The organism is Labrys sp. Lb11, assembly GCF_057554225.1.
In genome coordinates this window covers 309,707-333,084 of the sequence record NZ_BAAJOT010000003.1, presented here as the reverse complement: position 1 = coordinate 333,084, position 23,378 = coordinate 309,707, and the positions used below count along the sequence as shown (strand labels likewise).

The following is a 23,378-nucleotide window of genomic DNA, read 5'->3' as shown; positions in this document are numbered from 1 at the left end:
TTCATCCCCGTTTCACGTCCTTGATGTCGGCGAAACGGATTGCCGGGGCCTGCTCGCCGCGATAGCGCAGGTCGAAGGCGGACTTGGCCATGAACACCGGGTCGCCGTCGAGATCGTCGGCGATGGAGAAGGCGTTGGCGGTGATGAACTTGTCGAGGTCGGCCCGGTCTTCGGCCGAGATCCAGCGGGCCAGGGCGAATTCCGACGGCTCGAACCGGATCTCCAGGCCGTATTCGGCCTCGAGCCGGTTCTGCAGCACGTCGAGCTGCAGGGCGCCGACGACGCCGACCAGCGCCGGCGAGCCGTCGCGCGGGCGGAAGGACTGCACCACGCCTTCCTCGGCCAGATCCTGCAGCGCGTCCTTCAGCTTCTTGGCCTTCATCGCGTCGGGCAGGCGGACGCGGCGCAGGATTTCCGGAGCGAAGCTCGGCACGCCGAGGAAGGCGATGTCCTCGTTCTCGGTGAGGGTGTCGCCGATGCGCAGCGCGCCGTGGTTGGGAATGCCGACCACGTCGCCGGCGTAGGCCTCCTCGGCGAGCGCCCGGTCCTGGGCGAAGAAGAACTGCGGCGCGTTCAGGCTCATCGACTTGCCCGTGCGCATCAGCTTGACCCGCATGCCGCGGGAGAGCTTGCCCGAGCACAGCCGCACGAAGGCGATGCGGTCGCGGTGGTTCGGATCCATGTTCGCCTGGATCTTGAAGACGAAGGCGGAGAGCCTGTCCTCCGTCGCGTGCACCACCCGTGTCGCCGCGGCCTGGTCGCGCGGGGCGGGCGCGTGGTCGCCCAGACCCTTGAGCAGGTCGCCGACGCCGAAATTCTTGATGGCCGAGCCGAAGAACACCGGCGTCTGGTGCCCCTCCCGGAAGGCCTGCAGGTCGAACGCGCCGCAGGCCTCCTGGACGAGCGACAGTTCCTCGGCGGTCGCGGCGGCGTCGAGGTGGGGCGCGATCCGGCCGATGCCGGCCGCATCGTCGGCGGCCAGCGGCGTGGGCTCGTCGTCGCGATCGACCAGGCGGACATGCCGGGCTGTGAAGTCATAGGTACCGGCGAAGTCGCGGCCGCGCCCGAGCGGCCAGGTCATCGGCACGGTGGCGAGCGCCAGCGTCTTCTCGATCTCGTCGAGCAGCTCGAAGGGGTCGCGGCCCTCGCGGTCCATCTTGTTGATGAAGGTGACGATCGGGATGTCGCGCAGGCGGCAGACCTCGAACAGCTTTCGCGTGCGCGCCTCGATGCCCTTGGCCGCGTCGATCACCATGACCGCCGAATCGACGGCGGTGAGCGTGCGGTAGGTGTCCTCGGAGAAGTCCTCGTGGCCGGGCGTGTCGAGCAGGTTGAAGACGAGGCCGCCATGCTCGAACGTCATCACCGAGGTGACGACGGAGATGCCGCGCTCGCGCTCGATCGACATCCAGTCCGAGCGGGTGTTGCGCCGGTCGGCCTTGGCCTTGACCTGGCCGGCGAGCTGGATGGCGCCGCCGAACAGCAGCAGCTTCTCGGTCAGCGTGGTCTTGCCCGCGTCCGGGTGCGAGATGATGGCGAAGGTCCGCCGCCGCTCGACCTCGCGGGCGAGGGGAGAGGCGGCGGCGTTGGGCGAAAGGTCGTTCAAGGCGAAATCCGGCGTGTCGTGGCGTGGGCGCTCTCTGACATGAAATGCGCGGCGCGTCACCTCCGGGCTGCCTCGCGGAAAATCGCGGGTTATGCACAGGACGCGATTTTCCCTGTTGCAATCGCCGCCGCCCTTTGGCATACGAGCCGCGTCGCCGCACCACGACGCGGCGGCAAAAACGGATGCGGGTGTAGCTCAGGGGTAGAGCACAACCTTGCCAAGGTTGGGGTCGAGGGTTCGAATCCCTTCGCCCGCTCCAGTTTTCTCAAGACACATTGATGGCTTGCTTGAGATGACTGGAGCGCCGCCGGGGTTGGATAACCCGCGAGCGATAGCCGGAAACCGCGAACGTCTCCAGGAATGTGGGGAAAATGCGGGAAGCCGCGTTCACGCAGTGTCCTCGGGCGACCAAGCCGAAGCGGGCTCCCACTTCCTCGACAATTACTGCCCCTGCCGCGCCCGACCTTGCCTCTGCCTGCTGGAGGCCGTGGCATGAGCGTCCATGCCCTCCTTCGGTCGCCGCTTGCCCGTGAGGCGATCCCTTCATCGAGAGCATGGTCCGGGCCGACCGCGACAGCCGACTCACCCTGACCTATTGGTGGGACATCCATGAGCCCCTGTCGCCGTGGGGCATGCTGAACCCGGCGCTCGCCGGCGGGCGGGGCGGAGCGGCGCGTTCTCCCTTATCAGGCACCGAGCTCGACATGCAGGTCGAGCTGTTCGAGCAGGCGCTGGACGAGCTGCGATCCGTGCCATTCCAGCCGTCCTCAGCCAAGCGAACCTTTCGGGTCGCCGCCTCAAAGTCGAACGGCGGCAACGGGGGGCGTTGTTCGGTCATGGGCGATCTCCCTTTTGAGCGAGACAAGCGCGGCTCCGCATTTTCGGTTTCGAGCGAGGTCAGGCGATCGCGGAGCGGACGGACCGCTACTACGATTTCTTCCTCGGTGAAGCGGTCGAACTCGCGGTGCCCCCTGGACTCCTCCCAGAACTGGTCCGCGCCCATCCGGGCCTGCGCGGCCCTGACGCTCGACGTCCCGGCGATATCCAGGAATCCATACGGCAGGGCGGCGCTCCTTCGCGCGGAACATGGAGGGGCTGACGGTGCAAAGTTCCGTCAGCCCCCTGACGTCAGGCAGCCTCTGCGGCGCGAACGACCGGAAAGTCGATGTCGGTCTCGGCGACCACGTTGAGGATATTGGTGAAGATGTTCTCGGCCGTCACGGCGAGGATCTCGACGATGTCGGCGTCGCTGTAGCCGGCGTCGCGCACCGCCTGGATGTCAGCCGTGCTGACGTGGCCGCGCTCGCGGACGACCCTGGCGGCGAAGCTCACCGCCGCGTTCGCCTTCGCATCGCCCGACTTGCCGGCGCGATTGAGGTCGATTTCCTCCGGGCTGATCTTGGCCAGGTTCAGGCCCAGATAGCTGTGCGCCGAGAGGCAGTAGTCGCAGCCGTTCACCTGCGCCACGGCCAGCGCGATGCGCTCGCGGGTCTTGACATCGAGGGTCTTGCCCAGGGCGCCACTGCTGGAGACGAAGCCTTCCAGCGCAGCCGGGCTCTGCGCGACAAGGCGAAACATGTTCGGGACGACGCCGAGCTTGGCGTGGACGGCGTCCAGGATCGGTTTCGACGCGGCGGGGACATCGTCGCGGGCGGGGATGGCGAGACGGGACATGGCGGTCGTCCTCTTCCTGCGGAGCCGGGGAGCGGCCCCTCTCGAGCAACAGGTACGCCGTTCCAGTCGGATGGATAATCGGCTATTCCTGGAGGTAATATTTTCGTGGAGTGGAATAGTTATGGATCGCCTGGAAGCCATGTCGATTCTCCTGAAGGTCGTCGACAGGGGCAGCTTCACTGAAGCCAGCCGGGAACTGGGCGTGCCTCTTCCAACGATCAGCCGGAAAGTGACCGAGCTTGAAGCGCATCTGGGGGCGCGGCTCCTGGCCCGCACCACGCGGAAGCTTGCGCTGACCGACGCTGGCGCCGTCTACATCGCCTCGGCCCGCCGCATCCTCGACGAAATCGAAGAGACGGAGCGCGTCGCCGCTGGTGAATTCAATGTCCCACGCGGCGAACTGATCCTGACGGCGCCGGTGCTCTTCGGGCGTCTACAGATCCTGCCGATCGTCACGGAGTTCCTGGCCACATACCCCGAAATCGATATCCGCCTTCTCCTCTCGGACCGAAACCTTCATCTGATTGAGGACCATGTCGACCTGGCGGTGCGGATCGGGCCGCTTCCGAACAGCTCGATGATCGCCACGCGTGTCGGCGCGATCCGGACGGTCGTGTGCGCGAGTCCCCAATTGCTCGCCGGCCATGGCGTGCCCAAATCGCCAGCCGAACTGGCCTCGCTGCCCACCGTCAATTTCGATTTCATTGCGCCCGGCCTGACCTGGTCGTTCCAGGTCAGGGACGCCAAGGGCGTCGTGGACGTGCCGATCAAACCGAGGTTGACGCTCAGCACGGCCGAGGCTGCGGTGGCGGCCGCCCAGTCGGGCGTTGGGGCGACCCGCGTCCTGCATTACCAATGTGCGGATGCCGTGCGAGACGGTGCGTTGCGGATCATCCTCTCGGAGTTCGAGCCCGAGCCGTTGCCGGTACACCTGATTCACAGCGGAGCCGGCGCCCTCCCGACGAAGACGAGGTTCTTTCTCGATTTTGCGGCGAAACGGCTCCGCACCAGCTTGTCCTCCCTCTGAACGATAGAAGCAGCCCTCGTTGACGCGCTTGGAGCCTGCACCGATTTTCGCGAGGCGGCCGGGGTACACGCCGGACGATACGAACGCGGCGTTCGCTGTCCTTGTCGCCGGGACGAAGCTCGGCGGCGGCAAAGAATCGATCGTTGAGCGGCGTCTCCCAGGGCGACAGCGAGGCGACGCCGTCCTTGGTCCGCATCGCGACCAGGTTCGGCGCCGACACTGCAGCTCGCGCGTGTCCTCGATGAGCACCACGCGGTCGCTCGTGCCGGCGACCAGCGTCGGTCTCGACCGGTCGACTCGCATGCGCGCTGCTCGCGGCCTGATGGTTGCCGCGGAGTTTCTCAACACCCGGCGCGTTCGGCATTGCGGCCCGCGCCGTCGGGATCGTCGCCGCCGTCCTTGCGCCGGACGCTCCTGATCGAGGCCCGGGCAGACATGATGCTCCAACATCAGGCGAACCGACATCCAAGCATCCCTGAAAAAGAGGCCTGAAGCAGATGTTCCGCTGCACCAGCATCCCGAATGTCAGCGCGCTCCAGGCTCCTTCCAAGGCAGCGGGCGCGGTTTGAACCCGAGCTGTGCTTTGGCGCGATGGTTGGAGGCCCCGGTCAACCTGGTATGGTAGCAGACCGCTTCTTCTCCGGCAGTTTGCCGCGCCTGCTCGACGCTCATGCGAGGAGGCTCGGGCGCGTCGACCCAGCGGGCAAAGCCGGGCAACCATTGGGAGACGGGCAGCGGATCGTCGTCCACGACGTTGTAGACCCCTGGCTCCGCCGTGAGGGCGGCAACTGTCGCGGCAATGGCATCGTCGACGTGAACAAAGGACCAGACGGCATTGCCATCGCCGACAATCGCGGATCTGCGCTGGCGGACCTGCTCGGCGATGGCGCCATCCGGGCGATACCAGGTGCCGGGCCCGTAGAAGAAGCCGTAACGCAGGACGATTCCATCCAGGGAGGGGCAAGCCAGGACCGCATCCTCATAAGCACCGATGGCGCGGGCACTGTTGCCGATCTCGCCGGGCGCATCATAGCGGAGCTTTGCAGTCTCGTCCGCGAGGTGCCCGGCAGGGGCGTCGAGGTAGAAGCCGCGCGACTGCATGATATAGCGCTTGACGCCAAGTTCTCCGGCCGCCGCGAGCAGATTGCCGCCACCCTCTCGATGAAGGCGGGTGTCGTTGGGCATCGACCTGATGAGGTCGGCCGGATCGGCGGGGAGGCAGGTGAGCTCGTCGATCACGACGTCCGGTGCGGCCGTTGCGATGGTCTTGCGGACCGCGTTCGGATCGAAAGCATCGGCGGTCGAGGGAGTGGCGCCCAGCTCCCGCAGGCGGTCTATGCCCGGCCCGGCGCGGGTCATGCCCGTCACCTGATGTCCGAGCGCGCATAGCGCACGCACGAGCGGGAGGCCGACCGCACCGGTGGCGCCGGCAACGAATATTCTCATGATCAGAATTCCTTGATTGCGCCCAGCGAGAGCGTCTCGTCCGTTACTTCTCGAGCACCGCCTGCGGCGTATTGCGGAAGCTGATCGCCATCCGATTGTAGCTGTTCATCAGGCTGATCGCGATGGTGAGATCGACCAGCTCCTTTTCCTCGAAGACGCCGCGCGCTGCCTCGAAGGCTTTATCCGGAACGCCGGTTTCGACGACGCGCGTCACCGTCTCGGCCCAGTCGAGTGCGGCGCGCTCGTGCTCGCTGAACAGATTGCCGGCCTCCGCCCAGGCCTGGACCAGAGCGAGCTTTTCGATCGACACCCCTTTCTTGACGAGATCGCGGGTGTGCATGTCGAGGCAGTAGGCGCAGTTGTTGATCTGCGAAACGCGCAGATAGACAAGCTCGACCAGGCCGGCGGGAAGCCCGCTCTGCGCGACGTAGCCGTAGACACCGCCAAGGGCTTTCACCCCATTGGGAGCGATCCGGTTGTAGTCGAGGCGCTTGCTCATCGTGATTTTCCTCCCGCCGGCAGCATCATTTTGTCGGCGTCGTCAGCTTCTTGTCGTCGGTATCGACGACGAAGACCGCAAGGAGCCTGGCCGGTCTGGTCCGGCTTGCGTTGCGGCTGACGGAGTGGTTCGCGCCGGGTGGCTCGGACCAGCTCTCACCCGCCTTGTGGATCCGCGTCGGGCCGTCATTGACCCTCGATTCGATCCTTCCGGAGACAACGAAGGCATAGATGAAGGCCGACTTTGCATGGATGTGCGGGATCGATGCCGCGCCCGGCGGATAGTCGACGACCACGGCGACCAGCGATTTGCCGGGACTGTTCGGAATCGCCTGCTCGAAATTCGGGGTGACGCGGTCGCCTGCCGCCCGGGCCAAGGGCGTCGTCATGCCGAGAGCGAGTACGGCACACGCCGTCGTGGCGAGCGATCGAAAGGCCATGGCTTTTCTCCTGTCCGGTTTGAAAATGCTCTCGCCATGAGCCAGGGAAAAGAACCAAGAATGAATTAGAATCGTGTACTACGGAGTGCATGGACAAGCGGCTCCACTTGCGTCTCGATCGCTCCGCCAAGGTTTCGCTGACCGAGCAGATCCGGATCGGTATCGGCGCTGCGATCGAAAATGGGGTGCTCGCACCAGGAGCGCGCCTGCCGTCATGGCAGGATCTTGCGGCGCAGCTGGGCGTCGCGCGCGGCACGGTGCGCGTCGCCTACGAAAAGCTGTCCGCCGCACAGCTCGTCGAGGCGTCTCGTTCGGCCGGAACCCATGTCGCACAGAGGCCTCGTCCGGCGGTCAGGTCCGAACAGCCGTTCGATCCCGGTTCATTCATGGAAACATATCGGGAGATGACGCGCGGTCCGGCCATCTTCCAGATGGGCGTCCCAGCGATCGAAACGTTTCCGGCGACGCTTTTCGCGCGCATCCGTGCTCATGCGGTTCGCGCGGAGGCCAGTGCTCCTCCGATGTATCCGGATCCTCGCGGGGAGATCGACTTGAGGCGGGAAATTGCCGGCTACCTGGCGGTGTCTCGCGGTCTCGAATGCTCGCCGTCTCAGGTCATCGTCACCGGCGGATATGCCGGCGGCCTTGGCCTGGCGCTGCGCGTGCTCGGCCTCGACGGGGCGAAGGCGTGGATGGAGGAGCCTGGCTTCCCGTTCACCCGGCGCGGCCTGGAACTCGCGCGATTATCGGTGGTTCCGATCCCGGTCGATGCCGACGGCATCGACGTCGACCATGGATTGCGCCGCGCTCCCGGCGCGAAACTCGTCGTCGTGACTCCGGGCCAGCAGGCGCCTCTTGGCGCCACGCTTTCGCTGGCGCGACGATTGCGCCTGCTAGACTGGGCGGGCCGGCAAGACGTCTGGGTGATCGAGGACGACTATCTGAGCGAACTGCAGCTGCAGGGGAGGGCCGCGCCGGCTCTCGCGTCACTGGATCGAGACGAGCGCGTCATCCACATCGGCTCTTTCAGCAAGACGATCAGCCCGACCTTGCGGCTCGGCTTCCTCGTCGCCCCGCCATCGCTTTTGTCCCGCTTCATCGAAGTCGCAGCCTGTCTCGGGCCGCCGCCTGGGCCGTCGACGCAACTGGCCACTGCCGAGTTCATGCGCCAGGGGCACTATTTGCGTCATCTCCGGCGTTCCAAGCGAATCTATGCCTCTCAACGTGATGCGTTGCTGGAATGCCTTCAGAGGCATGATGCCGTCGCCGAGATCACCACGGCGGGGCTGGCAGCCCTGATAAGGCTTTCCGGCGATATGCCCGACGTTCCCGTTGTCAGAGAAGCAGCCGCGTTTGGAATGTCGCCGGTGCCTCTATCGGCCTGGTACTCATTGCCTGACGCGAGCCAAACCGGCCTTCTTCTCGGTATAGCAACCGCGCCAAGAAAGCATGTCGCGGCGTCCTGCCAGCGTCTTTGGGAGATCATCGCTCGCTTCAGATGATGGTCGGCCCATCGCGTCGGATTCGCTGGCGCATGACGATTGCCCGCAATGCGGCGTCCCTATTCGCTCACGCGAAGGACGATCTTGCCGTGGGACTTGCGCCTCGCCGCTTGCTGTCCGCCGGGCGACATCCCATGAACCCTCGGCAGGCTCCCGGCGATATCCTCCCAGGCGCGGGCCACATCCTCGAGCGCGTACACCGTCGCGACGTCTGTTCGTATCGTCCCCTCTTCCAGCAATCGCCCGATTCTGCCGAGCGTCTCTCCCGAAGGGGCGAGCCGCATCATCATGCCGGACACGTGGTGCGCCGCCGCTTCTTCCTGCGACACGGGCTGGACGGCGGAGACGAGATGGCCGCCTTCCCTCAGGACGAGGAACGACCGCTTCTGTGTATCGCCACCGATCAAGTCGAAGACCACATCGACTTTCTCTTGCAGGACATGCTCGAATGGAGCCTTCCGATAGTCGACAACCATACCGGCCCCGATGGACTTGAGATACGTCTCGTCGCCGCCGCTCGCGGTGGCAATGACGGCGGCACCGGCATGCGATGCCAACTGCACCGCATAGGTACCCACGGCACCGGCGCCGCCATGAACCAGGATCGTTTGTCCCTTCTTCAGGTCAGCGTGGGTGAAGAGGCCCTGCCATGCCGTCTGGGAGGCCACCGGCACGGATGCGGCCTCCTCGAATGAGAGGTTGGAAGGCTTCCTGGCGATGGCCGACGCCTTGACAGCCAGATACTCCGCGTAGGCGCCCATTCCGGTCGTCGTACCGAATACGGCGTCACCGGGCGCGCATGTCGTTACGTCACTTCCGATCTGTTCGACGACGCCCGAAAACTCATGACCAGGTATCCAGGGCAGGTCGATCCGCAGGATCTCTCTCGCCTTTCCCGAGGCCTCGACGAGATCCAGGTGATTGACTGCAGTACACCTGATCCTGACCAGGACCTCGTCGCGCCCGATCGCCGGCGCAGCTATGTCGTTGAACGCCAGCAGCCCGCCATATTCGAACAACCTGACGGCTTTCATGGGAGTTCTCCCCGTTCGTGATTGGCTCGATGCATCGGTTGCGCGGACGTCCTACGCGCCCTGGAGAAGTCTGTTCCAGTCCTGCGTCTTCGCCCACGACTCGAAGTCGTGAAAAGCGACGTCAGGGAACTCGCGGCGCAGCGCGGCGCCATCGAGCGTGTAGCCGACGCGGTCGAACCATTCGTACATCTTGACGTAGTCCTCGCCCATGCGTTGGCGGATGACGTCCAGCGGCACCTGGAAATAGCTGAACGGGCGACCGGTGACACGTGAGAGGACGGCCGCGACATCGTTGCCCGTGAGGTCGTCTCCCCCGAGATCGAAGCGCTTGCCCGCGAAACGGCCGGGATCCTCGAGGAGGCGAACGGCGACGGCGCCGATGTCCGCGACAGCCACCTGCGCGAGCCGCCGCGCCGGCGGGAGCGGCGTTGCGTAGATGCCCTTCGCCAGCTGTTCCCTGCCGAAATAGAGATTCTCCATGAAATAGACGGGCGCCAGCACCGTGGCGCGTACGCCGATCCTGGCGATATGCTTTTCGACCTCGTACTTGCTGTCGAAGTGCGGGACGCCGGTCTGCCGATCGGCCGAGCCGACCGAACTGAAGACGAGGTGTACGCCTGCCGCCTTGGCTGCGTCCGCGGCGGAGGTGCCCTGGCGGGTCTCGGCCTGTGGGCCTTCCTCGAACGGCGTCGTCATCATGAAGAACGAGGTCGCGCCCTCGAGCGCCTTTGCAAGCGCGGCCGTGTCCTCGAGTGCGGCGCGCACGAGCGTGACGCCCGCGCCGGCCAATTGCCTCGCCTTCGCGGAGTCGGTGTTGCGCGTGACGGCGCGGACCTCGTGACCGCGCTCGAGGAGGTTTTTCACCACTGCGCCACCTTGCTGGCCCGTGGCTCCGGAAACGACGACGGCGAGCTTCTGACTCATGACCGGTCTCCTTTGGCTCTCCCCGTCACGGCGAACGGGGACACCGACCCTCGAAACGACGCCGTGGGCATGCGTTGTGGGCCGAGTGGCGGCACAGGACGCTCAATCGACCGACGCCAGTGCGGATGCGGCCTGACGTCCGACTTGCAGGGTGCGGCTCCACCAGGACAGATCGTCGAGCAAGGCGACGGCCGCCTGTTCGAGATGCGGATAATCCGCGAAATCCTTGCCCTGCTGCCAGATACCCAGGAACTCGACCATGCCGATGTTCACGGACTTCGCAATCGGCGCCATCTGAAGCTCGATCACGACCGTGCGCAGTTGCTCGATCGCACGTGCGGCACCGACACCACCATATCCGACGAAGGCGGCAGGTTTGCGGTTGAACTGCTGAAAGGCATAGTCCAGCGCGTTCTTCAGCACCGCGCTGTAGCCGTGATTGTATTCGGGCGTCACGAACACGATCCCGTCGAGCTCCGCCAGCTTCGCCGCCCAGCGTTCCGCGGCCGGGTGCTTCGGCGGCATCCAGGCCGGCGATGCCGGCTCGTCGAAGAACGGCATCGGGTAGTCGCGCAGGTCGACGGTTTCGACGCTGAGATCGGTGCGGCGAGCCGCAATCGTGTGAAACCACCCGGCCGCGCGCTCGCTGAAGCGGCCCTGCCGTGTCGAGCCGACGACGATGCCGATGTGCGGGGGCTTTGGCATGTGGGACGCTCCCTGGGATGGTTGAACGGTCGGGGCCGGGCAGGCTCCCGCTGCCCCTGAAAGTGGCCGCTCCGCGTTTGATTGACTAGGCGGAGTTATCGGGTTTAACTCCTCCATATTTGGAAGGAATGCCGGCAATGCTCGACCTGAACGACATCGGCCTGTTCGTTCAGGTCGTTCGCTTCGGCAGCTTCGCGGAGGCCGCGCGGCGCCTGGGGATTCCTGCCAACACGGTCAGCCGGCGCATTCAGGAACTGGAGGAGCAGCTCGGCGTCAGGCTCATGCAGCGATCGACCAGGAAGCTGAAGCTGACGGACGCCGGATACGAGCTCTACGGCAACAGCGCGGCGGCCGTGGACGGGCTGCAGCAGGCGGGAGAGGATCTGATTGCCGGCGCGCGGATACCCCGGGGACTGATACGCGTGGCGATGCCTGCCGACTTCTTCGACTTCTACAAGATGGAATGGGTTGCCGAATTCCTCGCCTCTCACCCGCAGGTGCGCATCGAGTTCGTCCTGAGCGACGCGACGGTCGATCTCATCGAGGAGGGCATCGATGTCGCCTTTCGGGGCACGCAGACGCGCGGTCCGAACTATGTCGTGCGCAAAATCCAGAGCCGGTCGATCGGGCTTGTCGCCAGCCCTTCCTATCTCGCCGCGCGCGGGACGCCGGCGACGTTGCAGGACCTGACCCGGCATGACTGTCTGTTCGTGCCGCAGGCCCGGGACTATGCGACGTGGCGCCTCCAAGGTCCCGACGGCGCCGAGGAGGAGGTGACCGTCACCGGCCGCGTGATGGCGAACACCGCGCAGGCAATCCGGAAGGCCGCTATCGCGGGCCTCGGCATCGCATTGACCCCGATACTGGGAACGGCCGATTTCGCGGCCGGCCGACTGGTGCCGGTGTTGCCCCGGTACATGCGCCGCAATCTGGCCGTGAGCGTCGTCTACCCGAGCCGGTCTCACCTGCCGTTGGCGGTCTCGGCCTTCATCGATGCCGTCGTCGGCAAGATGCGTGCTGAAATCATCAGCGCCCAAGGGCTGCTATGATTTGCGCCGGCGTCGGGATGATCGGCTCACACCTGCGCTCATCTGTGCCGAGTTCGGCGGGATGGTGGCCGCGCGGCATTGGAAAGCGGCCGAATTCCGCGCCGCTTCGCGGCGGCCGGGCACGCCCTCAAGCGTTTTGCGATTTGACGGACTCGCGTCAAGTCGCAAAGACGCGTCGAAACAAGGCGTTGGAGCAAAGCACGTTTCCACCAAAACGCGCTTTGCTCTAGGGCGTCGACTCATAAACTTTGGCACCATATTTTTGCTGCGATGAGCTTTACGGCTGCGAGAAAGTTCTCGGGCCGCTTGTCATATCGGGTTGCGATGCCTCGGAACTGCTTGATCCTGTTAAAGAAGCGCTCCACGAGGTTGCGCTGCCGATAGACCCAGGGCGAGAAGACAAAGGAGGCCTTGCGGTTTGACTTCGGCGGGATGTTGGCCCAGGCCTTGCGCTCGGCGGCCTTGGCCCGAATGGCATTGTTATCATACCCCTTGTCGGCCAAGAGGATGGTTCCCTCGCCGAGTTGATCCGTCAACGCGTCGGCCTCGGTGCAGTCGGCGATCTGCCCGCCGGTCAGACGGAGGGTGACGGGACGGCCTTCGGCGTCCACGAGCGCGTGGATTTTGCTCGTAAGTCCGCCGCGGGAACGTCCCATGCCGCCATCCTCGCCATCCCCCTTTTTCCCGTGGCCGCATGCTGGTGAACGCGGACACAGCTGGAGTCGATCATGACGATGTCACCATCATAAGCTTCCGAAACCGCTTCCAGAAGCCGGTCCCAGACCCCGGCTTTCCGCCAGCGGACGAAGCGGTTGTAGCAGGTGGTTGGTGGACCGTAGCGCTCCGGGATTTCTGACCAGGGCGAACCAGTCCGAAACCGCCAGAGAATGCCATTCAGCACACGCCGGTCATCCACACGGGGAACACCGCGCGGTTTGTTCGGCAGGAGCGGCGAAAGAATTGACCATTCATGGTCCGTGAGTTCGTGGCGACGGCGCGTCATCAAAGACTTCCCTGTTCGGAAACCTTGAGACGCTATGTCCATTTGGGCGGCCCGTTCCGCGGCATGCAACAACGAGGGTTGACCGGCTTTTCGGTCAGAGCCTCATGCATGGGGAATGGGCCATGGACCAAAATACAACGACTTTCGTGGCGATGGATACGCACAAGCGGACGATTTCGGTGGCGATCGCCGAAGGTGGGCGGCGAGGCGAAACACGGTTCCTGGGCGAGATCACGAGCCGTCCGGAGGCGGTCGCCAAGCTGGTGGAGCGGCTCTCGAAGAAGCACGCTCAATTGGCGTTCTGCTATGAGGCCGGGCCTTGCGGCTACGGGCTCTATCGGCAGATCGTCGCGCTCGGCCACGAATGCGTGGTGGTGGCGCCGTCGCTGGTGCCCACTCGGCCCGGCGACCGGGTGAAGACGGATCGCCGCGATGCGGTGACCCAGGCCTCGCTGTTCCGGTCGGGCGAATTGACACCGGTCTGGGTTCCCGACGAGGCGCACGAAGCCATGCGTGACCTATGCCGCGCCAGGCAGGCGGCGGTGGAGACCTTGCGGCGAGCACGCCAACAGGTGACCGGCTTTCTTCTGCGGCACGATCGGGTCTATTCAGACGGCAAACATTGGAGCGGCAAATATCGCAAATGGCTTGCTGGCCAGCGGTTTGATCATCCCGCGCGGCAGATCGCATTCGAGGAGCTTGTACAGGCAATGGAGGAGGCGCTGGCGCGACGCGACCGGCTGGCCAAGCAGATGCAGGAGCTTCTGCCCTCCTGGTCGCTTGCGAAGGTCGTCGCGGCCATTCAAGCCTTGCGCGGCATCGCCGCGATTTCGGCGATGACTTTGGTCGCCGAAATCGGCGACTTCCGCCGCTTCTCCAACCCGAGGCAACTCATGGCTTATCTCGGGCTGTGCCCAAGCGAGCGGTCGTCCGGCGCCAAGACGGCGCGTGGCGGCATAACGAAGGCGGGCAACACGCGCGGGCGGCGCATGCTCGTCGAAGGCGCCTGGACATATCGCTCACCGGCGCGCGTCGGACTCGCGATTTTGGAGCGCAACGAATTCCTGCCGCAGTCTGTCAAGGAAATCGCCTGGAAGGCGCAGGTGCGGCTGTGCGCGAGATATCGTCGACTTGCGAAGGCTGGAAAGCCGATCAATGTCGTCTGCGTCGCCATCGCGCGCGAACTCGCCGCATTTGTTTGGGCCATTGCGACAAATCCCGCCATCACCGCCGCCTGAAAGAAGACAGGCTGCCGAAAAGAGGGAGAACTGTCGAAATCCGTCGTTGAACATCTGCTCATCGCCGGAGGCGGAGGCACGGTAGGGCAATCCTCGCTGTGATTCTGTGGCCGATCGAAAGGTCGACGCCCGGCTTGAGACAGAGGCAGGCCCGAGACGAAAACGCGGTCTTGCGGTAGCCAACCCGCGCATCAGAGTCTGATCAACCGTCGTCTCGAAGCCTTCGCCTCCGGCTATGCGCAGGACAAACTGAATAGGCCGCTGCCGCGGAACAGATCTGCTTGCCAAAGCCTCTTGAAAATGGACATGAGAATCACGCCTCGCCATAAACACCAAACCATTTTATGAGTTTACGCCCTAGTAAAAGCGCGGGATAGGGCCGTCCTGCGGCGTGGTGCGGTCGCCGAGGTCGATGAAGACCTCGTCGACATAGCACCATCCCCATCCCTCCGGCGGATCGTAGCCCTCGATGATCGGGTGGCCGGTGGCGCGAAAATGCCTGGTGGCGTGGCGGTTGGGCGAGTCGTCGCAGCAACCGACATGGCCACAGGTGCGGCAAATCCGAAGATGCACCCATGGCGACCCGCTCTTCAGGCATTCCTCGCAGCCGCGTGCGCTCGGCGTGACGTCCCTGATCTCTTCCGTATGCCTGCACTCGTCCATCACGATCTCCTCGCCGGTTCGGTCGCGACGGCGCGGCCGCCGTTCCGCGCAAGATAGGCATGCAGCGCCGCCACCACCTGGGCGCCTTCGCCGACGGCGGCCGCGACGCGCTTGGTCGAGCCGGAGCGGACGTCGCCGATGGCAAACACGCCGCTGCGGCTCGTCTCCATCAGGCCATGCGTCGGCGTGAGATCCGGTCCGGTGCGCACGAAGCCCTTCGGATCGAGCGCGACGTTGCAGTTCGCGAGCCAGTCCGTGTTCGGGTCGGCGCCGATGAACAGGAAAAGATGGCGGATCGGGCGCGTCGTTTCCGCGCCGGTCGCCCGGTTGCGCCAGCGCAGCTCTTCAAGATGGCCCTCGTGCCCCTCCAGCGCCTCGATTTCCGTCTCGGTCAGCACTTCGATGTTCGGCTGCGCCTCGATGCGCTCGACCAGGTAGCGCGACATGGTTGCATCGAGGCTGTCGCGACGCACCAGCAGCGTCACCTTCCTCGCATGGCCGGCCAGGTAGACGGCGGCCTGTCCGGCCGAATTGCCGGCACCGACCAGCACGACCTCCTGGTCCCTGCAAAGCCGCGCCTCGATCGGAGAGACCCAGTAATGCACGGACGTCCCCTCGAACTGCGCCAGGTTCGCGATATCGAGGCGGCGGTAGCGCGCCCCGCTGGCGATCACCACCGCGCGCGTCCGCACCGTCTCGCCGTCGCCGACATCGAGCGCGTAGCGGGCGCCCGATGCGCCGTCGGCCGCGCCAAGCAGCGTGGCCTCGTCCGGTATCGCCATTTCGACGCCGAACTTCTGTGCCTGGTTGTAGGCGCGGGCCATCAGCGCCATGCCCGAAATTCCGGTGGGAAAGCCGAGGTAGTTTTCGATGCGCGAGGACGCGCCCGCCTGGCCGCCGAAGGCGCGGCAGTCGAGCACGATCGTCGACAATCCTTCGGAGGCTGCATAGACCGCGGCCGCCAGTCCCGCGGGGCCGGCGCCGACGATGGCCACGTCATAGATCTTGTCGGCATCGACGGGACGCAGGAGGCCGACGCAGCGGGCGAGTTCGTTCTCGCCCGGATTGCGCAGCAGCGTGCCGCTCGGGCAAAGCACGATCGGCAGGTGGTGCGGATCGACGCGGAAGCGCTCGATCAGCGTCTTGGCGCAGGGGTCGGTGTCGGAATCGAGCGCGCGATGCGGCAGGCCGCTGCGGGTCAGAAAACCCTGCAGCCGCAAGACGTCGCCATTGCCGGGAGGGCCGATGATGATCGGCCCGCCGATGCCGCTTTCGAGCAGCCCGACGCGGCGCAGGATCAGCGCCCGCATGACGCGCTCGCCGAGACCTGCCTCCTGCACCATGAGGTCCCGCAGACGCCGCGACGGGATGACGATGGCCTCGACCGGCTCGACCGCCTCCGCATTGACCAGGGAGGGCCGGCTGGAAAGCTGCGCCAGTTCGCCGATGAAGTTGCCGGCGCCATAGGTGATGATCGCCTCGCGCCGGCCAAGCCCGCCGGACTGCGTGATATCGACCTTGCCCGACAGGATGACGATCACGCCGGGCGAAACCTCGCCGGCGGTAACGATATGGTCGCCGGCGGCATAGGTCCTTGCCTCGCCAAACCGGCGCATGCGCTCGATGTCCGCATCGGCCAGAACGGGAAACATCTGATCGCGGCGGGCGAAGATGGTCGGGCTGACGGTGGGGGCCATGCAGCGATCGTATCGCGGCGGCCGGACAGTTCAAAGCGGTTTGCCGCGTATCCGATCGATACAGGAGGGCGAACGGACATGAAGGCCCGGACTGACCGGATCGCTTGCCTGTCCCGTTGCCTGTGAGGGAGTGTCTCATGGCGCGCCGCCGATGGCGATGCTAGCGTTCCCGTACGGCCACGGGATGGGATAGGCATGATGACCGGACGCCCTGCCTCCGTCTACGATCAGCTCGGCGGCGAAGACGGGATATCCCGTCTCGTCGACTGCTTCTACGACATCATCGAGCAGGATCCGGCCGCCGCCGCCCTGCACGTCCTGCATCTCGACGGGCACGGCATCGCCCATGCCCGTGTCGAGCAGACCCGATTCCTGATGGGGTTCTTTGGCGGCCCGCGTGTCTACGTCGAGTTTCACGGACACTCGGACGTCCGCGCCATCCATACCCATGTACCGATCACGGCCGAGATCCGCGACATCTGGATACGCTGCATGGACATGGCGTTCGACCGGGCGGGCATCGATGCCGACATCAAGGCAAGGGTCATGGGAACGCTCGCCCGGGCGGCCCATGTCGTGCACGACGTCAATCCCATCCGTCTGGCCGCGGAAGCGGCGACCGCGTCCCAACCGATCGATTCTCCCGTCGCCGGCGAGTGACGGTCATCACGCCATCAGTCGCATCGCGCAGATTTCGGCGATCCCGGATGCTCCGCCCTGTCCCGGTCCAGCCGCGTCGGGCGACGCAGGCGTGGCGGCGGGACGGTGGCCGCGAGGCATGACGTGTCGGGGCCGGATTATTTCTCGACCTGGAACTCCAGCAGGCGATGGACGCCGAGCAGGCCGGCCGGCCGATTGGCCAGGAGGCGCAGGCCGGTCAGACGCCGAAGCTGGGAGGCCGAAACCGTGGTGCTCCAGCCCGCGAGGCGGGAGAACGCCGTCAGGGCCCGGCTGGCCGGTCTGCCGGCCGCCGCGTCCGATGCGAAATGGCCGACGGCGAGGATCCGGCCGCCGGGCTTCACCACCCTGCGCATCTCGGCCATGATGCCGACGGGATCGGGCGCGACGGTGATCACGTACATGGCCATCGCCACGTCGAAGCTGTCGTCGGCGAAGGACAGCTCCGCCGCATCCATTTCGTGCAGGCCTTCGACATGGGTCATGGCCTGCCGCCGGACCCGGGCGCGGGCGCGCGACAGCATGCGGGCGGAAAGGTCGATGCCGACCACGCCGACATGGGGCGGGTAATCGGGCAGGCACAGACCGGTGCCCACGCCCACCTCCAGGACACGGCGGGTGCCGGGCGGCAGGGCTGCAAGCGCCGCCATGCGCGACGGCTTCAGGACCGGACCGAAGACGATGTCGTAGACGGGGGCCCATCGGGCATAGGCCTCGATCACGTCCTCGGTTCGCATCGTCGTGAAAATCGTCGGTTTGCCGCCCGGCACCCGTTGCCTCCCCGCCGTCCTCGCTGCCGCCGGCCCGCGCCTCGGACGCCGATCCGGCACATCACCATACCACGCCTGTAGCAGCGCCCGGCGCCCGGCGCCAAGTCCGGGGGCAGGGGGCGGCTTCGATGCGGGGCGGGCAGCCGGTCGATGTCCGGCTCCCCGCTCCATGCCTCCGGCCTCGGGCGACGCAGGACGATCGAAACCGGCGGTCGTCCCGGCTGCTCGCACCGTGCAGGACGATCGCATCCGGGCGCGGCGGCGAGGGCCTTCGTCAAACTACGCATAGCCGGCTATTTTCCGTGTGATCTCCAACTGCGCTCGACGCCTCGAATTTTTCTCATGGCTCGGGCGAAAATTCCTTGCTTGTGGGGCATCCGGTCCTTGGCCAGTGTCGGCGCTCTCGAACGCCTGCAGCGGAGTCGCCGGATGATGTCCCGGAACAGCATTTTGTCGGCCGTATCCGGCGCCGTGGCGCTTTGCCTGGCGGTCGGACCGTCCGCGGGCCCGGTCGCGCAAACCGTTCGGACGGTGAAGGGCGGCGAGACCGTTGCGGTGGCCGGGGTGCCGAACATCCTCGTCCGCGTCGACAAGCCCAAGGGCAGCATCCTCCTGCTGACAGGGGGGAACGGCCGGCTGAATGTCGGCGACGGCGGCCGCTTCGCCGATGGCGGGGACAATGCCCTCATCCGCAACCGCGACGCCTTCGCGGCCCGGGGCTACAATGTGCTGCTCGTCGAGCTCGGCACGAACCTTGCCGCCGCGGTCGAGTTCATGGCCGGCCTCGGGCGACCCGTCGTCGTGGTCGGGACGAGCAAGGGAACGCAGCGGGCGGCGCAGGGGCTGGCCGCGGGCGCGCGGCCGGACAAGCTGGTGTTGACGTCGGGCTTCCTCAGCGAGGCGTCCGGCCCGGCAGAAAGCGTTGCCGCGATCCTCGGCACGCCGCGCCTGCTGCCGCCGACGCTGGTGGTGCATCATCGCGACGACCATTGCCGTTTCACCCGGCCGGCCGGGGTGGCGCCGTTCCAGGCATGGGCCGGCGGCAGGGTCGAGGTGACGTGGCTGAGCGGCGGCACCGAACAGGGCAATCCCTGCCGCTTCAGCGCGCATCACGGCTTCGGCGGCCAGGATGCGGCCCTGGTCTCGCGCATCGCCGAGTTCGCCGGACGATAGAAAGGCGGAGCGAGACGCGGCAGCCATCCGATGATCGTCGGGCTGGCCGGCGTCGAGATGGATGTCGCGGGCCCGAGAACCTGATCCGTCGCGAATAGTCCGAATGTCACTGGAATAAAGGCCCCGACGAAAACAGGGGAGCTGAAGAGTTCGGCAAACCCGGCAGATCGGCGTGCAGGAACCGGGGGGCTGTTTGGTCATGCAAAACAGGACGTCTTCGATCGATGACGGCGCGTTTCCCAGTCGAAATCAGCCATCATCGAGCCGGAGCAGAAACCTTGGCTGCTGCAGTCGTCCCCGAGTTTCCTTCGATCCTTCGGGGAAATGAGATGCTTCCCTAACGGTTTCATGGTACCCGGGAAACGCTGACGGTGCATTCCCTACCGCAACGCACTCTTGCCCATTCCTGCTCCATCCGGAAGCCCTCGCCATGGTCGATATTCCTGCCGGTAACACGACAACCGCCGCCTTCCTCGGTTCGCCCCTGACAGGGGCGTCCTTCGGCGGTGACTTCGAAAGCCCCGCAGACGCGGACTGGATCCGCGTCGATCTGGTCGCCGGGACCACTTACAGCTTCTACGGCAGTGACGATGGCTGGGCGGGACCGTCGATGCTGAACGTCAGCCTCCTCGATGCGACGGGCCTGTATGTCGCCGGCGCCGCGCCTCTGATCGGCATTGACCCGTCATTCACCTATATGGCGGTCGTGACCGGGACCTATTTCGTCCAGGTCCAGGATCCGCTCCCCTCGACCGGCTACACCGTCGGCGTGAGCGCGGTTCCCGCCATCGACCATTTGCTGTCGCCCAGTGACGACATCTATCTCGGCCTGCCCGCCGAGCGCATCCTCGGCATGGCCGGGGACGACACCATCACTCTCGGGCTCGCCCTCGATGCGCTGGGCGGCGCCGGAAACGACCAGTTGATCGGCAACGGCTTCGACAATTTCCTGTCGGGCGGCACACGCGACGACATCATCCAGGGCGATGCCGGCAATGATTCCCTGTTCGGCGACGGGGGAGACGACAGCATTCACGGCGGTACCGGCAACGATCAGATCTTCGGCGGCGACGGAGTGGACATCCTCTACGGCGACGCCGGCAATGACCGCATCCATGGCGGGACCGGGGACGACGAGATCCATGGCGGCGACGATGGCAGCCTGCTGTGGGGCGACGACGGCGACGACCAGATCATCGGCGGCGCCGGGGGCGACACGCTCCTGGGCGGCGCCGGCGCCGACGTCATGACCGGCGGCAACGGCAACGACATCTATTATGTCGACGATCCCGGCGACATCGTCAACGAGACAGGCTCGACCGGCACCGACAAGATCTATGCCGCGTTCGGCTTCAACCTGACGGATCCGCTGCGCGTGGCCGGCGACGTCGAGGATCTGGTGCTGACCGGGACGGGCGACAACGAGGCCGTCGGCAATGGCCTCGCCAATCGGCTGACCGGCAACAGCGGCGGCAATGACATCTATGGCCTCGCCGGCGCCGACCGCCTCGACGGCCGGAACGGCGACGACCGGCTCATCGGTGGCCTGGACAACGACACGCTGCTGGGCGGAGCCGGCAACGACTCCCTGGTCGGCGGCGACGGCGCCGACCGGCTGCTCGGCGGGGCCGGGGCGGACACTTTCGTCTTCACCACCATCACCGACAGTCCATCCGTCCTCAGCCGCGATACCATCCTCGATTTCAGCGCCGCCGAGGGCGACAAGATCGACCTGAACTTCGACCTGAGTGCCGCCGAAGGCGTGCAGCATTTCAACTTCATCGGCACGAGCGCCTTTACCCACCATGCCGGCGAACTGCGCTATGCCACGCGGGGCGGTGACGCATTCCTGCAGGGCGACGTCGACGGCGACGGCCGCCTCGACTTCTCCGTCCGCCTGGCCAACGTTGCCTCGCTCCAGGCCAGCGACTTCCTGCTGTGACGGCAGCGGCCGCCAGCGGCGGCTGGCCTGGCGGAGCGGAGGCGATCCTTGCCGAAGGGACTTGCGGTTCTTCGAGGCTAGAACGTTTTGCGATTTGACGGAATCGCGTCAAGTCGCAAAGACGCGTCGAAACAAGGAGCTGGAGCAAAGCGCGTTTCCACCAAAACGCGCTTTGCTCTGGGCAGGGCGTCCCGAGTCTTCCGGCTCCGACGGTTCGAAACGAGCCGTCGGAGTTGGAAGACCGGCAAGTTTCATGCTGCGGCAGTGCCGGCCGTGGAAGATGGCGTGCCTCCCGTCATGATGCCGGCGGGCCTGGCTACACCCGACGGTCGCCAAGGCTCGCAGGGATCGTCCTGGTCGAAGAGCCTAATATCATCTGACTATAGGCCCTGACGAAAACAGAGGATTTGAACAGCTCAGAAATCCCGGCGGATCAGCGCGCACAGACCGGGGCTCTGTTTGGTCATGCAAAACAGAAAATTGTCGATTGATGCCTTCGCGTTTCGCAGCCGAGATCAACCGTTGTGAAGCCGGCGCAGAAATCTTGGCTGTTGCAGTCCTCCCCGCGTTGCCTCCGATCCTTTGAGGAAATGCAATGTTTCCCTAAGGGTTTCATGGTACCCACGCGATGCTGCCGATGTGTTCCGCGCCGCACCGCCCTCTCGTCCATTCCTGCTCCATCCGGAAGCCCCCGCCATGGTCGACTTTCCCGCCGATTCCACGACAACCGCCGCCTTCCTCGGTTCGCCCCTGACGGGGGCGTCCTTCGGCGGAGACTTCGAAAGCCCCGGGGACGCGGACTGGATCCGGGTCGACCTGGTCGCCGGGACCACTTACAGCTTCTACGGCAGTGACGATGGCTGGGCGGGACCGTCGATGCTGAACGTCAGCCTCCTCGATGCGACGGGCCTGTATGTCGCCGGCGCCCCGCCTTTTATCGGCATTGACCCGTCATTCACCTATATGGCGGCCGTGACCGGGACCTATTTCGTCCAGGTGCAGGATCCGTTCCCCTCGACCGCCTACACCGTCGGCGTGAGCGCGGTTCCCGCCATCGACCGCCTGCTGTCGCCCAGTGACGACATCTATCTCGGCCTGCCTGCCGAGCGCATCCTCGGCATGGCCGGGAACGACACCATCACTCTCGGGCTCGCCCTCGATGCGCTGGGCGGCGCCGGCAACGACCAGTTGATCGGCAACTTCTTCGACAATTTCCTGTCGGGCGGCACAGGCGACGACGTCATCCAGGGCGATGCCGGCAATGATTCCCTGTTCGGCGACGGGGGAGACGACACGATCCATGGCGGCGACGGCAACGACCAGATCTTCGGCGGCGACGGCGCGGACATCCTCTACGGCGACGCCGGCAATGACCGCATCCACGGCGGGGCCGGCAATGACGAGATCCATGGCGGCAACGACGGCAGCCTGCTGTGGGGCGACGACGGCGACGATGCGATCACCGGCGGCGCCGGGGCCGACACGCTCCTGGGCGGCGCCGGCGCCGACACGATGACCGGCGGTGATGGCGACGACATCTACTATGTCGACAATGCCGGCGACGTGGTCGACGAGACGGGCTCGACCGGCACCGACAAGGTCTATGCCTCGATCAGCTTCAGCCTGTCGGACGCGCTGCATGTTCTCGGCGGGGTCGAAGACCTGGTGCTGACCGGGACGGCCGACCTCACCGGCACCGGCACCGGCCTCGCCAACAAGCTGACCGGCAACAGCGGGGCCAACATCCTTGACGGCCTCGACGGCGACGACCGGCTCGATGGCCGGGCCGGCAACGACCTTCTGGTCGGCGGCGCGGGCAAGGACACGCTGCTGGGCGGGGCCGGCGACGACGTGCTGATCGGCGGCACCGGCGCCGATCGGCTGCTCGGCGGGGCCGGGGCGGACAGGTTCGTCTTCAACACCACCGCCGACAGCCCCTCCGTCAGCAGCCGCGACACCATCCTCGACTTCAGCGCCGCCCAGGGCGACAAGATCGACCTGAGCGGCATCGATGCGGATGTCGTCACCGACGGCTTGCAGTCCTTCAACTTCATCGGCACGGATGCCTTCACCCGCCATGCCGGCGAGCTGCGCTATGTCGCACGCGGCGGCGACCTCTTCCTGCAGGGCGATACCAACGGCGACGGCCGCCTCGACTTCTCCGTCCACCTGGTCAACGTTGCCTCGCTCCAGGCCGGCGACTTCCTGCTGCTCGTGTGACGAGACCTGCCGCGGCGGGATCGGATGCGATCCCGCCGCGGCAGTTCCATCGAAGGCCTCCTCGATTCTTTGGGGACATGGAGTTCTTG

At 65.8% G+C, this 23,378-nt stretch carries 20 protein-coding genes and 1 tRNA gene; 9 read left to right on the top strand and 12 right to left on the bottom strand.

The window, feature by feature from the left end; translation table 11 throughout:
* Window position 1 precedes the first annotated feature (1 nt).
* Window positions 2-1,606 carry a peptide chain release factor 3 gene (locus tag AC27L4_RS11430; RefSeq protein ID WP_487142244.1) on the bottom strand — a complete coding sequence of 535 codons (1,605 nt, stop codon included), beginning with the start codon at window positions 1,604-1,606 and terminating at the stop codon, window positions 2-4.
* Between the two features lie 184 nt (window positions 1,607-1,790).
* Here AC27L4_RS11430 and AC27L4_RS11425 point away from each other — a divergent pair.
* Window positions 1,791-1,865: transfer RNA gene (locus tag AC27L4_RS11425), tRNA-Gly, on the top strand.
* 869 nt (window positions 1,866-2,734) lie between these two features.
* On the opposite strand, the gene AC27L4_RS11420 is transcribed toward AC27L4_RS11425, so the two are convergent.
* Window positions 2,735-3,280, bottom strand: a complete 546-nt coding sequence (locus AC27L4_RS11420) for a carboxymuconolactone decarboxylase family protein (RefSeq protein WP_487142243.1) — start codon at window positions 3,278-3,280, stop codon at window positions 2,735-2,737.
* A gap of 121 nt (window positions 3,281-3,401) precedes the next feature.
* On the opposite strand from AC27L4_RS11420, the gene AC27L4_RS11415 reads away from it, so the two are divergent.
* The gene (locus AC27L4_RS11415) at window positions 3,402-4,307 is read left to right on the top strand and encodes a LysR family transcriptional regulator (RefSeq protein WP_487142242.1); all 906 of its coding nucleotides are present in this window, start codon (window positions 3,402-3,404) and stop codon (window positions 4,305-4,307) included.
* A gap of 525 nt (window positions 4,308-4,832) precedes the next feature.
* Here AC27L4_RS11415 and AC27L4_RS11410 read toward each other — a convergent pair.
* The 3 genes from AC27L4_RS11410 to AC27L4_RS11400 are packed head-to-tail and all read right to left on the bottom strand — an operon-like array spanning window position 4,833 to window position 6,691.
* The gene (locus AC27L4_RS11410) at window positions 4,833-5,753 is read right to left on the bottom strand and encodes an NAD-dependent epimerase/dehydratase family protein (RefSeq protein WP_487142241.1); all 921 of its coding nucleotides are present in this window, start codon (window positions 5,751-5,753) and stop codon (window positions 4,833-4,835) included.
* Window positions 5,754-5,796: 43 nt separating this feature from the next.
* A complete protein-coding gene (locus tag AC27L4_RS11405) occupies window positions 5,797-6,252 on the bottom strand; it encodes a carboxymuconolactone decarboxylase family protein (protein ID WP_487142240.1) in 456 nt (151 codons plus the stop codon).
* 25 nt (window positions 6,253-6,277) lie between these two features.
* Window positions 6,278-6,691 (bottom strand): cupin domain-containing protein, encoded by a 414-nt coding sequence (locus AC27L4_RS11400; RefSeq protein ID WP_487142239.1) that lies wholly within the window; start codon window positions 6,689-6,691, stop codon window positions 6,278-6,280.
* Between the two features lie 89 nt (window positions 6,692-6,780).
* On the opposite strand from AC27L4_RS11400, the gene pdxR reads away from it, so the two are divergent.
* On the top strand, window positions 6,781-8,193 hold the full coding sequence (gene pdxR, locus AC27L4_RS11395) for a MocR-like pyridoxine biosynthesis transcription factor PdxR (RefSeq protein WP_487142238.1): 1,413 nt from the start codon (window positions 6,781-6,783) through the stop codon (window positions 8,191-8,193).
* Window positions 8,194-8,252: 59 nt separating this feature from the next.
* Here the strand turns inward: pdxR and AC27L4_RS11390 are convergent, their stop codons facing one another.
* The 3 genes from AC27L4_RS11390 to AC27L4_RS11380 form a co-directional block, all read right to left on the bottom strand.
* Window positions 8,253-9,227 carry an NADP-dependent oxidoreductase gene (locus tag AC27L4_RS11390; protein ID WP_487142237.1) on the bottom strand — a complete coding sequence of 325 codons (975 nt, stop codon included), beginning with the start codon at window positions 9,225-9,227 and terminating at the stop codon, window positions 8,253-8,255.
* A gap of 51 nt (window positions 9,228-9,278) precedes the next feature.
* Complete coding sequence (locus AC27L4_RS11385; RefSeq protein ID WP_487142236.1) at window positions 9,279-10,151, bottom strand: NmrA/HSCARG family protein; 873 nt, start codon at window positions 10,149-10,151, stop codon at window positions 9,279-9,281.
* 102 nt (window positions 10,152-10,253) lie between these two features.
* Window positions 10,254-10,856, bottom strand: coding sequence for an NADPH-dependent FMN reductase (locus tag AC27L4_RS11380; RefSeq protein WP_487142235.1), 603 nt, complete (start codon window positions 10,854-10,856; stop codon window positions 10,254-10,256).
* Window positions 10,857-10,993: 137 nt separating this feature from the next.
* Here AC27L4_RS11380 and AC27L4_RS11375 point away from each other — a divergent pair, with 137 nt between their 5' ends.
* A complete protein-coding gene (locus AC27L4_RS11375; protein ID WP_487142234.1) occupies window positions 10,994-11,905 on the top strand; it encodes a LysR family transcriptional regulator in 912 nt (303 codons plus the stop codon).
* Window positions 11,906-12,144: 239 nt separating this feature from the next.
* Here the strand turns inward: AC27L4_RS11375 and AC27L4_RS11370 are convergent.
* A protein-coding gene (locus AC27L4_RS11370) for an IS5 family transposase (RefSeq protein WP_487141060.1) occupies window positions 12,145-12,908 on the bottom strand; the annotation gives its coding sequence in 2 pieces (ribosomal slippage) (window positions 12,145-12,593 and window positions 12,593-12,908; 765 coding nt in all).
* Window positions 12,909-13,030: 122 nt separating this feature from the next.
* Here AC27L4_RS11370 and AC27L4_RS11365 point away from each other — a divergent pair.
* The gene (locus AC27L4_RS11365) at window positions 13,031-14,146 is read left to right on the top strand and encodes an IS110 family RNA-guided transposase (RefSeq protein WP_487141059.1); all 1,116 of its coding nucleotides are present in this window, start codon (window positions 13,031-13,033) and stop codon (window positions 14,144-14,146) included.
* Between the two features lie 357 nt (window positions 14,147-14,503).
* Here the strand turns inward: AC27L4_RS11365 and AC27L4_RS11360 are convergent, their stop codons facing one another.
* Together AC27L4_RS11360 and AC27L4_RS11355 are read right to left on the bottom strand one after the other, a co-directional pair.
* A complete protein-coding gene (locus AC27L4_RS11360) occupies window positions 14,504-14,809 on the bottom strand; it encodes a UBP-type zinc finger domain-containing protein (RefSeq protein WP_487142233.1) in 306 nt (101 codons plus the stop codon).
* Window positions 14,809-16,506 (bottom strand): FAD-dependent oxidoreductase, encoded by a 1,698-nt coding sequence (locus tag AC27L4_RS11355; protein ID WP_487142232.1) that lies wholly within the window; start codon window positions 16,504-16,506, stop codon window positions 14,809-14,811. Before AC27L4_RS11355 ends, AC27L4_RS11360 begins: the two co-directional genes overlap by 1 nt.
* A gap of 198 nt (window positions 16,507-16,704) precedes the next feature.
* Here AC27L4_RS11355 and AC27L4_RS11350 point away from each other — a divergent pair, with 198 nt between their 5' ends.
* Window positions 16,705-17,166, top strand: coding sequence for a group II truncated hemoglobin (locus AC27L4_RS11350; protein WP_487142231.1), 462 nt, complete (start codon window positions 16,705-16,707; stop codon window positions 17,164-17,166).
* Window positions 17,167-17,303: 137 nt separating this feature from the next.
* Here the strand turns inward: AC27L4_RS11350 and AC27L4_RS11345 are convergent, their stop codons facing one another.
* The gene (locus AC27L4_RS11345) at window positions 17,304-17,921 is read right to left on the bottom strand and encodes a class I SAM-dependent methyltransferase (RefSeq protein WP_487142230.1); all 618 of its coding nucleotides are present in this window, start codon (window positions 17,919-17,921) and stop codon (window positions 17,304-17,306) included.
* A 483-nt stretch (window positions 17,922-18,404) separates the two neighbouring features.
* Between AC27L4_RS11345 and AC27L4_RS11340 the strand changes: the two genes are divergently transcribed.
* The 3 genes from AC27L4_RS11340 (at window position 18,405) to AC27L4_RS11330 (ending at window position 23,289) form a co-directional block, all read left to right on the top strand.
* Window positions 18,405-19,127, top strand: coding sequence for an alpha/beta fold hydrolase (locus AC27L4_RS11340; RefSeq protein WP_487142229.1), 723 nt, complete (start codon window positions 18,405-18,407; stop codon window positions 19,125-19,127).
* 430 nt (window positions 19,128-19,557) lie between these two features.
* Entirely contained in the window at window positions 19,558-21,069 is a 1,512-nt protein-coding gene (locus AC27L4_RS11335; protein ID WP_487142228.1) for a calcium-binding protein, read from the top strand.
* 696 nt (window positions 21,070-21,765) lie between these two features.
* A complete protein-coding gene (locus AC27L4_RS11330; protein ID WP_487142227.1) occupies window positions 21,766-23,289 on the top strand; it encodes a calcium-binding protein in 1,524 nt (507 codons plus the stop codon).
* Window positions 23,290-23,378: the final 89 nt, after the last annotated feature.

Coding starts and splice junctions, on each gene's coding strand:
- AC27L4_RS11360 (WP_487142233.1), bottom strand. CDS start 14,809: ATGGACGAGTGCAGGCATACGGAAGAGATCAGGGACGTCACGCCGAGC.
- AC27L4_RS11350 (WP_487142231.1), top strand. CDS start 16,705: ATGACCGGACGCCCTGCCTCCGTCTACGATCAGCTCGGCGGCGAAGAC.
- AC27L4_RS11335 (WP_487142228.1), top strand. CDS start 19,558: ATGGTCGATATTCCTGCCGGTAACACGACAACCGCCGCCTTCCTCGGT.
- AC27L4_RS11380 (WP_487142235.1), bottom strand. CDS start 10,856: ATGCCAAAGCCCCCGCACATCGGCATCGTCGTCGGCTCGACACGGCAG.
- AC27L4_RS11345 (WP_487142230.1), bottom strand. CDS start 17,921: ATGCGAACCGAGGACGTGATCGAGGCCTATGCCCGATGGGCCCCCGTC.
- AC27L4_RS11390 (WP_487142237.1), bottom strand. CDS start 9,227: ATGAAAGCCGTCAGGTTGTTCGAATATGGCGGGCTGCTGGCGTTCAAC.
- AC27L4_RS11355 (WP_487142232.1), bottom strand. CDS start 16,506: ATGGCCCCCACCGTCAGCCCGACCATCTTCGCCCGCCGCGATCAGATG.
- AC27L4_RS11385 (WP_487142236.1), bottom strand. CDS start 10,151: ATGAGTCAGAAGCTCGCCGTCGTCGTTTCCGGAGCCACGGGCCAGCAA.
- pdxR (WP_487142238.1), top strand. CDS start 6,781: ATGGACAAGCGGCTCCACTTGCGTCTCGATCGCTCCGCCAAGGTTTCG.
- AC27L4_RS11400 (WP_487142239.1), bottom strand. CDS start 6,691: ATGGCCTTTCGATCGCTCGCCACGACGGCGTGTGCCGTACTCGCTCTC.
- AC27L4_RS11330 (WP_487142227.1), top strand. CDS start 21,766: ATGGTCGACTTTCCCGCCGATTCCACGACAACCGCCGCCTTCCTCGGT.
- AC27L4_RS11410 (WP_487142241.1), bottom strand. CDS start 5,753: ATGAGAATATTCGTTGCCGGCGCCACCGGTGCGGTCGGCCTCCCGCTC.
- AC27L4_RS11375 (WP_487142234.1), top strand. CDS start 10,994: ATGCTCGACCTGAACGACATCGGCCTGTTCGTTCAGGTCGTTCGCTTC.
- AC27L4_RS11420 (WP_487142243.1), bottom strand. CDS start 3,280: ATGTCCCGTCTCGCCATCCCCGCCCGCGACGATGTCCCCGCCGCGTCG.
- AC27L4_RS11365 (WP_487141059.1), top strand. CDS start 13,031: ATGGACCAAAATACAACGACTTTCGTGGCGATGGATACGCACAAGCGG.
- AC27L4_RS11415 (WP_487142242.1), top strand. CDS start 3,402: ATGGATCGCCTGGAAGCCATGTCGATTCTCCTGAAGGTCGTCGACAGG.
- AC27L4_RS11405 (WP_487142240.1), bottom strand. CDS start 6,252: ATGAGCAAGCGCCTCGACTACAACCGGATCGCTCCCAATGGGGTGAAA.